General features: G+C 70.1%; 15 protein-coding genes. 13 read left to right on the top strand and 2 right to left on the bottom strand.

Annotated features, from left to right (window positions below; genetic code table 11):
• The first annotated feature begins 61 nt into the window (after window positions 1-61).
• The 11 genes from cutA (at window position 62) to ACFV1J_RS15180 (ending at window position 8,279) form a co-directional block, all read left to right on the top strand.
• Window positions 62-385, top strand: a complete 324-nt coding sequence (gene cutA, locus ACFV1J_RS15130) for a divalent-cation tolerance protein CutA (RefSeq protein WP_385857978.1) — start codon at window positions 62-64, stop codon at window positions 383-385.
• A 189-nt stretch (window positions 386-574) separates the two neighbouring features.
• On the top strand, window positions 575-1,777 hold the full coding sequence (locus ACFV1J_RS15135) for a helix-turn-helix domain-containing protein (protein ID WP_385857980.1): 1,203 nt from the start codon (window positions 575-577) through the stop codon (window positions 1,775-1,777).
• Window positions 1,778-1,871: 94 nt separating this feature from the next.
• Window positions 1,872-2,360 carry a hypothetical protein gene (locus ACFV1J_RS15140; protein WP_385857982.1) on the top strand — a complete coding sequence of 163 codons (489 nt, stop codon included), beginning with the start codon at window positions 1,872-1,874 and terminating at the stop codon, window positions 2,358-2,360.
• A gap of 101 nt (window positions 2,361-2,461) precedes the next feature.
• A complete protein-coding gene (locus ACFV1J_RS15145; RefSeq protein WP_385857984.1) occupies window positions 2,462-2,779 on the top strand; it encodes a hypothetical protein in 318 nt (105 codons plus the stop codon).
• A complete protein-coding gene (locus ACFV1J_RS15150; RefSeq protein WP_385857986.1) occupies window positions 2,776-3,141 on the top strand; it encodes a hypothetical protein in 366 nt (121 codons plus the stop codon). The genes ACFV1J_RS15145 and ACFV1J_RS15150 overlap by 4 nt, the downstream gene beginning before the upstream one ends.
• 148 nt (window positions 3,142-3,289) lie before the next feature.
• A complete protein-coding gene (gene tgmA / locus ACFV1J_RS15155) occupies window positions 3,290-3,574 on the top strand; it encodes a putative ATP-grasp-modified RiPP (RefSeq protein WP_385857988.1) in 285 nt (94 codons plus the stop codon).
• Entirely contained in the window at window positions 3,574-4,542 is a 969-nt protein-coding gene (gene tgmB, locus ACFV1J_RS15160) for an ATP-grasp ribosomal peptide maturase (RefSeq protein ID WP_385857990.1), read from the top strand. The genes tgmA and tgmB overlap by 1 nt, the downstream gene beginning before the upstream one ends.
• Window positions 4,539-5,723: an ATP-grasp peptide maturase system methyltransferase gene (tgmC, locus tag ACFV1J_RS15165; protein WP_385857992.1), complete on the top strand. Its 1,185-nt coding sequence runs from the start codon at window positions 4,539-4,541 to the stop codon at window positions 5,721-5,723. Before tgmB ends, tgmC begins: the two co-directional genes overlap by 4 nt.
• Window positions 5,724-5,797: 74 nt before the next feature.
• Window positions 5,798-6,103: a DUF6087 family protein gene (locus ACFV1J_RS15170; protein WP_385857994.1), complete on the top strand. Its 306-nt coding sequence runs from the start codon at window positions 5,798-5,800 to the stop codon at window positions 6,101-6,103.
• A 207-nt stretch (window positions 6,104-6,310) separates the two neighbouring features.
• Complete coding sequence (locus ACFV1J_RS15175) at window positions 6,311-7,588, top strand: thymidine phosphorylase (RefSeq protein ID WP_385857996.1); 1,278 nt, start codon at window positions 6,311-6,313, stop codon at window positions 7,586-7,588.
• 97 nt (window positions 7,589-7,685) lie between these two features.
• Entirely contained in the window at window positions 7,686-8,279 is a 594-nt protein-coding gene (locus tag ACFV1J_RS15180) for a Uma2 family endonuclease (protein ID WP_385857998.1), read from the top strand.
• Window positions 8,280-8,402: 123 nt separating this feature from the next.
• Here the strand turns inward: ACFV1J_RS15180 and ACFV1J_RS15185 are convergent, their stop codons facing one another.
• The gene (locus tag ACFV1J_RS15185) at window positions 8,403-9,722 is read right to left on the bottom strand and encodes an MFS transporter (RefSeq protein ID WP_385858000.1); all 1,320 of its coding nucleotides are present in this window, start codon (window positions 9,720-9,722) and stop codon (window positions 8,403-8,405) included.
• Between the two features lie 35 nt (window positions 9,723-9,757).
• Between ACFV1J_RS15185 and ACFV1J_RS15190 the strand changes: the two genes are divergently transcribed.
• Window positions 9,758-10,840, top strand: a complete 1,083-nt coding sequence (locus ACFV1J_RS15190; protein ID WP_385858002.1) for a LysR substrate-binding domain-containing protein — start codon at window positions 9,758-9,760, stop codon at window positions 10,838-10,840.
• A gap of 53 nt (window positions 10,841-10,893) precedes the next feature.
• Here the strand turns inward: ACFV1J_RS15190 and ACFV1J_RS15195 are convergent, their stop codons facing one another.
• Window positions 10,894-11,709 carry an alpha/beta hydrolase gene (locus ACFV1J_RS15195; RefSeq protein WP_385858004.1) on the bottom strand — a complete coding sequence of 272 codons (816 nt, stop codon included), beginning with the start codon at window positions 11,707-11,709 and terminating at the stop codon, window positions 10,894-10,896.
• 103 nt (window positions 11,710-11,812) lie between these two features.
• Between ACFV1J_RS15195 and ACFV1J_RS15200 the strand changes: the two genes are divergently transcribed.
• On the top strand, window positions 11,813-12,973 hold the full coding sequence (locus tag ACFV1J_RS15200; RefSeq protein ID WP_385858006.1) for an adenosine deaminase: 1,161 nt from the start codon (window positions 11,813-11,815) through the stop codon (window positions 12,971-12,973).
• Window positions 12,974-13,048: the final 75 nt, after the last annotated feature.

Here is a 13,048-nt window from a genome sequence, read left to right on the forward strand (position 1 = left end):
CAAAGTTCCGTTGAACGCATGAAGTACCCCTGGGCCGTCAGTTCGCCCCTACAGTCGCCCCATGACTGACTTTCTTCAGGTATCCGCCGCAACGGAGAACCACGAAGCGGCTGTGAAGCTGGCGCAGTCGGTAGTCACCGCACGACTCGCAGCCGGGGCGCAGATCGTCGGGCCGGTCGGTTCCGTGTTCTGGCACCAGGGAGAGTTCGGCTCAGGCGGGGAATGGCAGCTCGTCCCCAAGGTCCGCGCGGACCGGTACGACGAGGTCGAGGCGCATCTGCTCAAGCACCACCCCTGGCAGAACCCGGAAGTCTCCGCAGTACCGATCGTTGCCGGGGCGGATGCCTATCTGCGCTGGCTGGAGACGACCACGGCACCGGACTGACCTGAGGTCCGTGCCAGTTCCAGGACCTCGGCCACGGCGGGCAGTGCGCGGTGAAAGCAGTGTCTCAACGCCGCGTATCACGGCCGGGTCAGCCGAGCCGCCGACTGCTCCGTTCACCCTTGGCACTTCGATCGCGAGACCTACCATCGGGGTACAGCCACTGAGCCTGAGCAACCCACCGAGGTGATCGTGAGCAACTGGGCCGACCTTACGAACGGCAAGCGCATCAAGCACCTACGAGGCTCCGATCTCACCCAGCAGGGGCTCGCCGACGCGGCAGGCGTCTCGCTCGCCCTGGTGCAGAAGGCCGAGCAGGATCGCGGCGAACTGTCCGTCGGCTCGCTGCTCAGACTGGCGAACGCGCTCAAGACCGACGTTGCGGTGATCCTCGGCCAACAGGCACCGCGGCGGGGAGCGAGCCGGGACACCCGGGCCGCTCTGCGGCGACTTTCCGACGCGGTACACGACAGCGCTCTCGGGGACTGGAACGGTATCGAAAGGCCGAGCTCGTTCGTCGAACTGTCGAGTGCTCACGATCGTGTGTGTGCCGCCTACTGGCGGGGCGATTACGGGGTGTTCAGCGAGCTCATCGCCAAGGTGTTGCTCGAAGGGGGCAGCCGGTACGGGCAGGCGACGGGGTACGAGCGCGAGCAACTGGGCTCGCTCCTCGCCAACACCTACCAGTTCGCGTCCTCGGCCGCCATCCTGCTCGGGCAGCGTGATCTTGCGTTCAGCGCGATCACATCAGCGCGCCGACTGGCGAAGGACTCCGGTGACGACGTGCTGGCAGCCCTCCTGGAATCGACGCTGTCATGGATTCACCTGCGGAGTGCGAAGGTTCCCCGAGCAGTTGCTGTTGCGGAGCGCGCGGCCTTGCACATCGAGCCGTCGTTCAGCAGGGCGTCCCGCCCCCAACTACTCGCGTTCGGCCGGTTGATGACCTCTGCGGCGGTAGCGTCCTCACGTCGAGGAGACGCCGCTTCCGCGGATGACTATCTGGCACAGGCACATGCGGCAGCGGCTCGGCTCGGTCATGACGAGGCCTTGTACGGCACGCATTTCGGTCCTACCGCCGCGAAGACCGAAGCGGTGGGAATCGCTGTGGCCCTCGGCAACTACGGAAGGGCACTGCAGCTCGCTGCTCACACCGAACTGCCTTGCTCCATGCCCAAGCTCGCCCGCAACCGCTACAAGCTCGATGTCGCCCTGGCCCAGTGCGAGGCGAAGCTGTACGACCGAGCCGCCGACACCCTCACAGAGGTGGCTCTCGACGCCCCGGAGTGGGTCAAGCACCAAGCGCTGCCCGGCGTCATCGGGAAGCGTCTCGCCAAGGTCTCCACCGCCCGCGTGCGGAACATCAGCGAACTGATCGGCGTACCGCTGATCGCGTAGGTCCTACGGAGCGTACGATTCGGGGCCGAGCCTTCTCGCCCGGTCCTACGCCCCATCTCTTCACTAAGAGTGATCGCGCGGGCACGATCGACGCATGCTCAGCATCGAGTACGGAAACAGGCAGGGGTCGACGACTGCCCGCCGAACCGAGGGCGACGTGAGACGGCGTCAGGCCCTCGCGGACGCGGCGTCGGGCATGAGCCCCGGCGCGATCGACTTACCGACCAAGGCCGCGAAGATCGAGCGGTTCCGCTGTGTGATCTACCTGTGCAGTGTCCCGCACGCGAACATCGCGGAGCTTCGCGAGGAGTGCACCGAGTACGCCGAGGCGTTCTGCTGGGAGATCACGGCCGTGATCGAGGACCGCGAGGGATCGCTGGCGCCTGAGGGCCGCGACGGGCTCAGGCAGGCGATCGACCTCATCAAGTCCGGCCAGGCCGGGGCGGTCGTCACCGCGTGGCGATCGATGATCTCCCCCGCTGCGCAGGAGTACGACCAGGTCGCTCGCGAAGTCGAGAAGGCCGGCGGCTTCCTGCACGCCATGGCCCCGACGTGTGGCGAGGACGGCAACCGGCGCGGATGACGCCGACGACGCCTCAGAAGATTCCACAGGCGCATGCAGGACCCCCGCGACCGTCCGACCGGCCCGGGGGCATGGCCATCAACTACCAAGGAGTTGACAACGTGACCCACGCTACAACGAGGTTTTTCATCCTGCTGCTGCGGCTGATGCTTCCGGCGCGGGGCCGCCACCGGACGCACCGCGCGCTGCCGGAGGCGCGGTGCGTGGACGCGTCGTCGCTCGCCCCGCACCGCAGGCCCGTCCGGCAGCCTGGACCGCTGTGTGGCGAGGACTCGGCCCTGGTACGCCCGTATCTGCTCACGCCCGCAGAGCTGCAAGAGCGCCGCTCACAGCACCAGCGGCGACAGGTGCTGTGGCTGGCCCCAGGAGGCATCGAGGTCGGGCCGTACGAGAGTCACGCTGTGGGGGCGACAACGTGATCAACCCCATGGACAACGCGCGACTGCTGCCGTGGTCCAGCCCGGACGGGAAGCCGTGCTACCTGGCAGGCGATGGCAACGGATACGTGTCCCGTCTGGCCGACGAGATCGAAACCGCGCAGCTCGCTTCGGCTGCCGAACTCATCAAGGAAGCACAGCGCGCCCTTGAGGCTCGTACAGGGAAGCCCGGAGAAGATCACCTGCTGGATGCCATGACCGCATCCCTGGCCGATGTACACCGGGTAGCGGAGAGCAGAGGCGCGCGGCTTCCCGCCCCGGACGATGACGAACCCGACGGCGATGCCGCTCCCGGCGGCGGCGATGACGGCCAGTCGCGGCTTCCTGCAGACGCGTTCGACTGATCCGGGCGCGGTGCACACTCACCCGCCGGAGCGGCTGTCGACCATCACGGCCGACAGCCCAACCGATGGCGGAGCTCGATCCGTGGCGACGGACGGGCAACTCCCGTGCCCAGCCGGGCCGGGACCGACGAGAGAAAGGGGGCGCGGCATGGCCGCGACCGCTGAGATCGAGAGCGCCACGTCCGCTACGCACCTCACCCACACTCGCCCCTGGGGGGCCGGCCGACTCGCGCCGTACCCGACCACATGGCGCCGCCCGCACGCCACGGTCACCGTCGACCCCGCCACACAACTGGGCGTGTTCCGCGACCACGCCGGTCGGGTGGTCGAGATGGGCAAGCACGGCACCAGCTCCGGCACCGAGACGTCCACGACAACGAACTCGGACTCGCAGAACGACCAGGGCCACGACCAGGACAGCCAGCAGGACTGATGCCCGCGATCGAGGAGCGGCCGGTACTGGTGGCCACCGAGGCGGACGATGTCACCGCCGACATGGTGATCACCCAACTCAACCGGCGAAACGTGCCGGTGGTCAGGTTCAACCCCGCCGACCTCGGCGGCCGCCTGACGGTCTCGGCCCGGTTCGGCGCCTGCCCGGCCCCGGTGGCCGGGCAGGTCCGCACCTTGTCGAGAACCGTCGACCTGGATCACGTGCGAGCGGTGTACTGGCGCCGCCCCGTCTGGCCCGACTTCCCGCACTTGAGCGATGACGATGCGCGGTTCGCCGCCGCGCAGGTTCGCTACGGGCTCGGCGGCACTCTGTACGCCCTTGACGGCCCCCTATGGGTCAATCATCCCCTTCGTAACGCGGCGGCCGACTACAAGCCCGCTCAACTCGCCGTCGCCCAGCGGCTCGGTCTGACAGTGCCGTCGACCCTCGTGACCAATGACCCCGAAGAAGCCCGGGAGTTCATCGCCGCACACGGCCAGGTGATCTACAAGACCCTGCGGTGGACCTCGTACGAGCGAGACGGAGTTCCGGTCACAGGGTGGGCAGACCCGGTCACCGCCGCGGAGATCGATGACAGCGTGCGCGTGACACCGCACCTGTTCCAAGCCCGCGTGGACAAGGTCGCCGACGTGCGTGTGCTGGTGGTCGGCGGGCGAGCGTTCCCCGTGCGGATCGACTCCGACCTCCTGGACTGGCGCAAGGACTACTCCGCCCTCACCTACAGCGTGGTAGGCCTGCCGGACCATGTGGAGGCGGCGCTCCTTGCCTACTTGGACCACTTCGGGCTGGTGTCCGGGAGCTTCGACCTCGCCGTTGACCGGGCGGGTGACCACTGGTGGCTGGAGCTGAATCCGAACGGCCAATGGGGGTGGCTGGAAGAGAAGACCGGCCTGGAGATGTCCGCCGCATTCGCCGACCTGCTGACCCGAGGAGAGCCCGCCCCATGACGGAAACCGCATCCGCGCGATGTGCCCTGGCCGACCGGCTGGAGAGGGCCGGTGTCCTCACGACCCCCCAATGGCGGGCGGCGGTCGAGGCCGTACCGCGTGAGCTGTTCTTGAACCCCGGGGTCTTCCTGCCCGTGGACGGTGGCCGCTGGCGACCGGTCACAGCGGTGGGAGCCGACCCGGCGGAGTGGGCGGAGATCGCCTACAGCGACCGGTCCCTGACCACTCAGCTCGATGGTCACCTCACCGCGGACCAGGCCGCTGACCTCGTGACAGGCACGCCCACGTCCTCATCCACCACCCCCGTCACCGTAGTTGGCATGATCGAGAGCCTGGATGTGGAAGAGGGGCACCAGGTGCTGGAGATCGGCACCGGCACCGGTTACTCCGCGGCCCTGATGTGCCACCGCCTCGGCGAGGACAACGTCACCACGGTCGAGGTGGACCCCGAGGTGGCAGCCCGTGCCGACGCCGCGCTGGAAACAGCGGGGTTCTCGACCTGGACCGTGACGGGGGATGGGCTCCTGGGGCATCCCCGCCGCGCCCCGTACGACCGGGTGATCGCCACCTGTGCCGTACGCCGCATCCCCCACGCCTGGATCCGGCAGACGAAGCCGGGCGGCATCATCCTTGCGACCATTGGCTCCTGGCCCTACGGCACGGGTCTGGCAAAGGTCACGGTGGGCGAGAACGGGACCGCCGAGGGGCGGATCATCGGCCGTTCCTCCTTCATGCAGGCCCGGGCACAAGCCGTGGTCCCGCCGGCCGGCGACCTGTCCGCGCGCACGGCCTACGCCGACAGCGAGCGCCCGACGAAGGTAGCGCCGATCAGGCTGGAGGAGTGGATGCCCGCCTTCCTCGCCCAGCTTGCCGCGCCCGGCGCACACCTCGTTCGCGCCTCGACGCGCGAGGGACCGGAGCTCCTGTATCTCTTCGACCCGGAGCGCGAGTCCTTCGCCCACTTCACGCCCGACGGCGAGGGCTGGACCGTCCACCAGGGCGGCCCGGTGGCCCTGTGGGACGACATCGAGCAGGCCCTCACCGCATGGCAGGACGCGGGAAGCCCCGACATCACCGCCGTACAGCTCCAGATCGACAACAAGGCCCACACATATGGGATCGATGGTATCGATGGGATCGAGGACAGCCCGTCGCTGCGCTGGCACCACCGCCTCGTATGAACGAGCGCGAAGCGATCAACCCCGGCGGCCCCCTACCCTCCTGGGGAGCGGCCGCCGAATCGTAAGGACGCGCAATGGACGACGAACCGTTGTCGGAATGGGCGGAGCGCCGTTACGCGAAGGTCGGACGGCTCCGCGCGGTTCCGCTCGTCACCGGTGACGGCCCCAAAGCCTCGCATTTGCACCCAGACGCACCCCGTGCCATCCAGCGGTGGAACGGATACTCCTGGGAACCGCACGGATTCGCGTCCAACCTCGCCGAGGCACGACAGATCCTGTACCCCGAGGTCATCAAGCCCCCGGCCGCGGGGCCGGCGCCCCAGCTCGGCGCAGGCACCGGCAAGCACCGCAAGCCCCGGGCGCCAGGGCCGGAGCGCTAGGGACCGGCCGGCCGCGTGACCTACACCGTGCCCGCCGGACGGTTCACCGCTGGACGAGGTAGCCGACATCGGAGACAGGCGAAGCCCACCGCACCTCAGGGGCCGAGCCCCCAGGGCCGCCGCGAGGGTTCGTCCGCCCACATCTGGCCACCCGACATCTATGCGTGTAGAACGGGACCGGACCCACCCGTTCGAAAGGAACCGTCCATGGACGCCATCTCCGTCATCCGTACCAAGCGCGACCGCGGCGAGCTGACCCCGGGTCAGATCGACTGGGTCATCGACGCCTACACCCGCGGTGAGGTCGCCCATGAGCAGATGTCGTCCCTGGCGATGGCGATCTTCCTCAACGGCATGAACCGCAAGGAGATCGCCCGCTGGACCGCCGCGATGATCGCGTCCGGTGAGCGGATGGACTTCTCCTCGTTGCCCCGCCCCACCGCCGACAAGCACTCCACCGGTGGCGTCGGCGACAAGATCACCCTGCCGCTCGCCCCGCTCGTCGCCGCGTGCGGCGCCGCCGTACCCCAGCTCTCCGGCCGCGGCCTCGGCCACACCGGCGGCACCCTCGACAAGCTGGAGTCCATCCCCGGCTGGCGCGCCCACCTCAGCAACGCCGAGATGCTGGACGTGCTCCGTGACGTCGGTTCGGTCATCTGTGCCGCCGGCGACGGCCTCGCCCCCGCCGACAAGAAGCTCTACGCGCTGCGCGATGTCACCGGCACCGTCGAGTCCATCCCGCTGATCGCCTCCTCGATCATGTCCAAGAAGATCGCCGAGGGCACCGGCTCCCTCGTCCTCGACGTCAAGGTCGGCTCCGGCGCCTTCATGAAGCACCTCGACGACGCCCGTGAACTCGCCTCCACCATGGTCGAGTTGGGCACCGACCACGGCGTGCGGACCGTCGCGCTGCTCACCGACATGGCCACCCCGCTCGGCCGCACCGCCGGCAACGCCCTCGAAGTCCGCGAGTCCGTCGAGGTGCTGGCCGGCGGCGGCCCCCAGGACGTCATCGACCTCACCCTCGCCCTCGCCCGCGAGATGCTCGACGCCGCCGGGCTGCCGGACGCCGACCCGGCCAAGGCGCTCGCCGACGGCTCCGCCATGGACCACTGGCGCCGCATGATCAGCGCCCAGGGCGGCGACCCGGACGCCCCGCTCCCGGTCGCCCGCGAACAGCACACCGTCACCGCCGCCGCCACCGGCACCCTCACCACCCTCGACGCCTACGCCGTCGGCCTCGCCGCCTGGCGCCTGGGCGCCGGCCGCGCCCGCAAGGAGGACCCGGTGCAGGCCGCCGCCGGCATCGAACTCCACGCCAAGCCCGGCGACCGCGTCACCGCCGGCCAGCCCCTCCTCACCCTCCACACCGACACCCCCGAAAAGCTCCCCTACGCCCTGGAGGCCCTGGACGGCGGAGTGCTCATCGGCGCCCCGGACGCCACCTTCACGGCGAGCCCGGTGGTCCTGGAACGCATCGGCTGACCTGCGGTTTCCTCGTACGGGTGAACGGGATCGGTGGACCGGCGCCGGTCCCGTTCGGCATGCTGGGATCGGTGACGTACCGATAGAGGAGACCGCCATGAGCGCACTCACCGTCGACCACCCGTCGGGCAACGGCCCCGAGTGGGACGACCTCGTCCGCATCTGGGAACAGGCGGACGCACGCGAGGGCTGGAAGGTGGAGATCATCGAGGGGATCGTCACTGTGTCGCCGCCGCCCGACAACAATCACAACTTCATCGCCGCGAAGGTCCAACGCCGTCTGTACTCCGTGCTCCCGGAGGACTGGGACATCTACCAGACTCTGGGCACGGGAATCCCCCTGCGCAAGGGCCTTTACATCCCGGACGTCGCCGTGGTCCCGGACGATGTCGTGCTCGACAAGACCGGCGAGTATGTTCCGGCGTCCACCGCCAAGCTGATCGTCGAGGTCACCTCGAAGTCCAACGCGAGCAATGACCGGATCGCGAAGGCGGCGGGCTATGCCCGGGCCGGCGTTCCGCTCTATCTGCTTGTTGACCGCTGGGCCCCTGCCGGTCCGGCGGTCACCCTCTACGGCGAACCGGTCGGCGACGTCTTCCGTGTGCTGCAGACCGTGAAGTTCGGCGATGAACTGCAACTTCCCGCCCCGTTCGAACTCACCCTGGACACCGGCGTCTTCCCTGTCGACTGACGACGCACCGCCCGATCCACAAGACCGCGCACAACGAAGGGCCCGCCCCACCAGGACAGGTGACGGGACGGGCCCTTCGGCTCAGGGGCGGGCGGGGCGTACAGCGACCCCGGCCGCCAGGGGTTACGCCGCCCGGGCCAGGTGGAGCAGGCGGCGTTCCGCCACGGCCTTGCGGGTGGCGTAGAGGGTGATGGACGCGGCGCCGAGCATGGCGGCGAGGCCGAGGAGGACGGTGCCCTGCCAGCCGACCGCGTGGAAGGCGGCGGCGCCCAGTGCGCCGCCCAGGCTGCTGCCGACGTAGTACGCGCACTGGTAGAGGGCCGACGCCTGGGCGCGGGCCGTCTTGGCGGTGCGGCTGACCGACGACGAGGCCACCGCGTGGCCCGCGAAGAAGCCGGCGGTGATCAGGACCAGGCCCGCGAGCACCGCGGCGACCGAGTCGGCGAGGGAGAGCAGCAGGCCCGTAGAGGTGGTGCCGACGGCCAGGTAGAGCGCGCCGCGGCGGCCCACCCGGGCGACCAACTGGCCGGCCGCCGCCGAGGAGACCGTACCGACGAGGTAGACCACGAAGATCGAACCGATGATGCCCTGCGGGAGGTTGAACGGCTCGGCGACCAGGCGGTAGCCGATGACCGTGTAGACCGCGCCGAAGACCGTCATGAACAGCGCACCGATGCCGTAGAGCCGGCGGAGCAGCGGATCGGCGAGGTGGCCGCCGAGCGTACGGGCCAGCGCCCGCGGGCCCACCGAACGGGGCACGAAGTGCCGGGCCTTGGGCACCAGCAGCCGGAACGTCACCGCGCACACCACGGCCATCAGCCCCACCGCGCCGAGCGCGGCCCGCCAGCCCCAGGCCTGGGCGACCCAGCCGGTCACGATCCGGCCGGACATCCCGCCGATGCTGTTGCCGGCCACGAACAGGCCGATGGCCGCCACCAGCGCCCTGGCGCGTACCTCCTCGGCCAGGAAGGCCATCGCCGACGCCGGCAGCCCGGCCAGCGCCACGCCCTGGACGGCGCGCAGCGCGATCAGCACGCCGAGCGACGGTGCGAACGGCACCAGCAGGGCGATCACCGTGGCCACCGAGAGCGACGCGGTCATCAGCGTGCGCCGCCCGAAGCGTTCGGACACCGCGCTGAGCGGGATCACGCCGAGGGCCAGTCCGAAGGTGGCCGCCGAGACGGTCCAGCTGGCCTGGTCCGGGGAGACCCCGAGGTCGCCCGAGATGGCGGGCAGCAGTGCCTGGGTGGAATACAGGAGGGCGAAGGTGGCCACTCCGGCGGCGAAGAGGGCGAAGCTCATCCGGCGGTAACCGGGGCCGCCCGGCCGCAGCTTGCCCGCTTCGGGGTCGGGAGCGGCGGCGGAGGAAGAGGAGCTGGTGGACAACTGGGGAGAGGCGGCCGCACGGTCGGTGACGGACGCCCCGGTATCAGCGGGAGGCATACGTCGACCGTAGGGCGCCGCATTTCATGCGTCCAATGCATGGAAACCGCATAATCGATTCCGTGCAGCATGAGCAGAGGTCAGAGGGGTCGCTGTTGCAAGGCCGCAACAGAAAAGACATTGAGGCAACGGGGCGCGGCCGAGCTGGGGCAGCGGGTCGGGGCCGGAGCGGGGCGGTCGGTGCGGAGTCCGGCGAGGCGGCCGAGCTCGGCGTCGGGTCGTGGGCGGCGGTGCTCGCCCCGCGGCTCGCCCAGTTCACCGCCGTGGCCCGGCACGAACACGTCACCCGGGCGGCGCAGGAACTCGGCGTACCGCAGCCGACCCTCAGCCGCGCCATCGTCCGGCTGGAGGACGACCTCGGTGTCGCGCTCTTCGCCCGGCACGGCCGTACGCTCTCCCTCACCCCGGCCGGCCGGTCCTTCCTCGCCTCCGCCGAGCGGGCGCTGACGGACCTGGAGCGGGCCACCGAGTCCGTACGCGCCGACGTCGACCCGGCCGCCGGCAAGGTCGCCTTCGGGTTCCTGCACACCCTCGGGTCGGAGACCGTACCGGGGCTGATCCGCAGCTTCCGCGCGGACCACCCCCGGGTCCGCTTCCAGCTCGTGCAGAACTACGGCGAGGCGATGATCGAACGGCTCCGCGCCGGCGACCTCGACCTGTGCCTGACCTCGCCGGTGCCGGACTACCCGGACCTGGTCGCCCGCCGGCTCGACGAGCAGAAACTGCGGCTGGTCGTCCCGGACGACCACCCGCTGGCCGCCCGCAAGCGCATCCGGCTCGCGGAGGCCGCCGGCGAACTGTTCGTCACCCTCGAACCGGGCTACGGGCTGCGCCGGATCACCGACGCGCTGTGTGCCGAGGCGGGTTTCACCCCGCGCGTGGCGTTCGAGGGCGAGGAGGCCGAGACCCTCCGCGGCCTGGTCGCGGCCGGCCTCGGCGTGGCCCTGCTGCCGCCACCCGCCGTACCCCGCCCGGGAGTTGCCGAACTGACGGTTACGGCCCCGCGCGCGGTCCGCGAGATCGGCGTGGCCTGGCTGGACGGCCACCCCGACACCCCACCGGTCGCCGCCTTCAAGAAGTTCCTCCTGAGCCGGCGGGGGCGGCTGCTGCCGCGGTGAGGGGGGCCGGTGCGGTGGAAGTCGCCGCACCGGCACCCGGGTTGGGCCGCCGCTCAGTGTCGTAGCGATGCCCCGAAGCCCGTGGCCAGGGGCATGCGGAGGCCGAGGGGTGGGGGTGCGGCGAAGGCGTCCTTGAGGGGGCGGGCGTAGTCGTGGGCGAAGAGGGAGCCGAGGAGGAAGTCGGTGGCCAGGGCGAGGACTTCGGTGCGGTGCTGGTGGAGGGAGTGGCCGTCGGAGTGCACCTCGAAGCGGCAGGTGTCGCGGTTGATCTTCTTGGCGCGCTCGGCGTAGCGGTAGGACAGGTCGGGGTCGTGGCGCTCGTCGTTGGTGCCGTGCACGAGCAGGACCTGGCGGCCGACGAGCTGTTTCACCGGATCGGGTTGTTCGCCGGTGGTGCGGTGGTCGGGCAGCCAGGGTGCGATGGCCAGTACGGAGTGGACGGCCGGGTGGCCGGCGGCGTGCAGGGCGGCGCGGGCGCCCATGCCCGTACCGACGAGGCAGACCGGGACGTCGCCGTAGCGGCGCACCACTTCTTCCAGGGCCCAGGTGGCGTCCCGCGCGGGATGGGCGGCGGAACCGTTCCAGCCGCGGCAGCGGTAGTGCACGACATGGGTGGCCAGGCCCTCGGGGCGGCCCGCCCGGGCCAGCCGGAGGGCGAGGGGGCGTACCGCGAGCGCGGTCACCGGCGACGGTCGGCGTACCCCGGTCGGTCCGCCTCCTGGCAGTAACAGGGCGACGCCGCTGACCGGGCCCGCCCCTCGCCCGCCACCACCCTTCCGCCGGAGCGCTTCGCGCGCCCCTTCTTTGCCGTTCGCTCCCAGCGGTTTTCCCAGCCGGGCCTCGCGCACCGGCAGCGCTTGCTGAGCCATGACCAGAACGATGGCAGAAGGAGACGTGCCCGCCACCCTGTGGACGGGTCACTGTTACGTATCGTTCGGTGCTATCTACGCGCGTAGGGGCTACAGTGCCGAGATGACGAGCGAGACCACCACCCTTCCGAGCAGTGAACAGATCCGCCGCGCCCCCAAGGTGCTGCTGCACGATCACCTCGACGGCGGCCTGCGCCCCGCCACGGTCGTCGACCTGGCCCGCGAGACCGGATACACCGGTCTGCCCGAGACGGACGCCGAGAAGCTGGGCATCTGGTTCCGCGAAGCCGCCGACTCCGGCTCGCTGGAGCGCTATCTGGAGACCTTCGCGCACACCTGCGCCGTCATGCAGACCCGCGACGCACTGGCCCGGGTGGCCGCCGAGTGCGCCGAGGACCTGGCCGCCGACGGCGTGGTCTACGCCGAGGTCCGCTACGCGCCCGAGCAGCACCTGGAGCAGGGGCTGACCCTCGAAGAGGTCGTCGAGGCCGTCAACGAGGGGTTCCGCGAGGGCGAGCGGCGGGCCCGCGAGAACGGCCACCGGATCCGCGTCGGCGCCCTGCTGACCGCCATGCGGCACGCCGCCCGCGCCCTGGAGATCGCCGAACTCGCCAACCGCTACCGCGACTCCGGCGTCGTCGGCTTCGACATCGCGGGCGCCGAGGCCGGCTACCCGCCCACCCGCCACCTCGACGCGTTCGAGTACCTCAAGCGGGAGAACAACCACTTCACGATCCACGCGGGGGAGGCCTTCGGGCTGCCCTCCATCTGGCAGGCGCTCCAGTGGTGCGGCGCCGACCGCCTCGGCCACGGCGTCCGCATCATCGACGACATCGAGGTCGCCGACGACGGCTCGGTCACGCTCGGCCGGCTCGCCTCCTACGTGCGCGACAAGCGGATCCCGCTGGAGATGTGCCCCACCTCCAACCTCCAGACCGGCGCCGCCCCCTCCTACGCCGAGCACCCCATCGGCCTGCTGCGCCGGCTGCAATTCCGCCTCACCGTGAACACCGACAACCGGCTGATGAGCGGTACGAACATGTCCCGGGAATTCGAGCACCTGGTCAAGACATTCCGCTACACGCTCGATGACATGCAGTGGTTTACAGTCAATGCGATGAAATCAGCGTTCATTCCTTTCGATGAACGTCTGGCGATGATCAATGACGTCATCAAGCCCGGTTACGCGGAACTGCGGGCCGAGTGGCTGTTCCGCCCGATGGGCTCAACATCCGCTCCCAGCAGCGCTTCTGACCGTACGTAACGGGGACAGCGCGAGCATATAGCGCAACGGCCGGTGGAATGTCCACCGGCCGTTTTTTGTTTCCTTTTGGCTGTT

The organism is Streptomyces sp. NPDC059649 (assembly GCF_042734445.1).
Classification (GTDB): domain Bacteria; phylum Actinomycetota; class Actinomycetes; order Streptomycetales; family Streptomycetaceae; genus Streptomyces.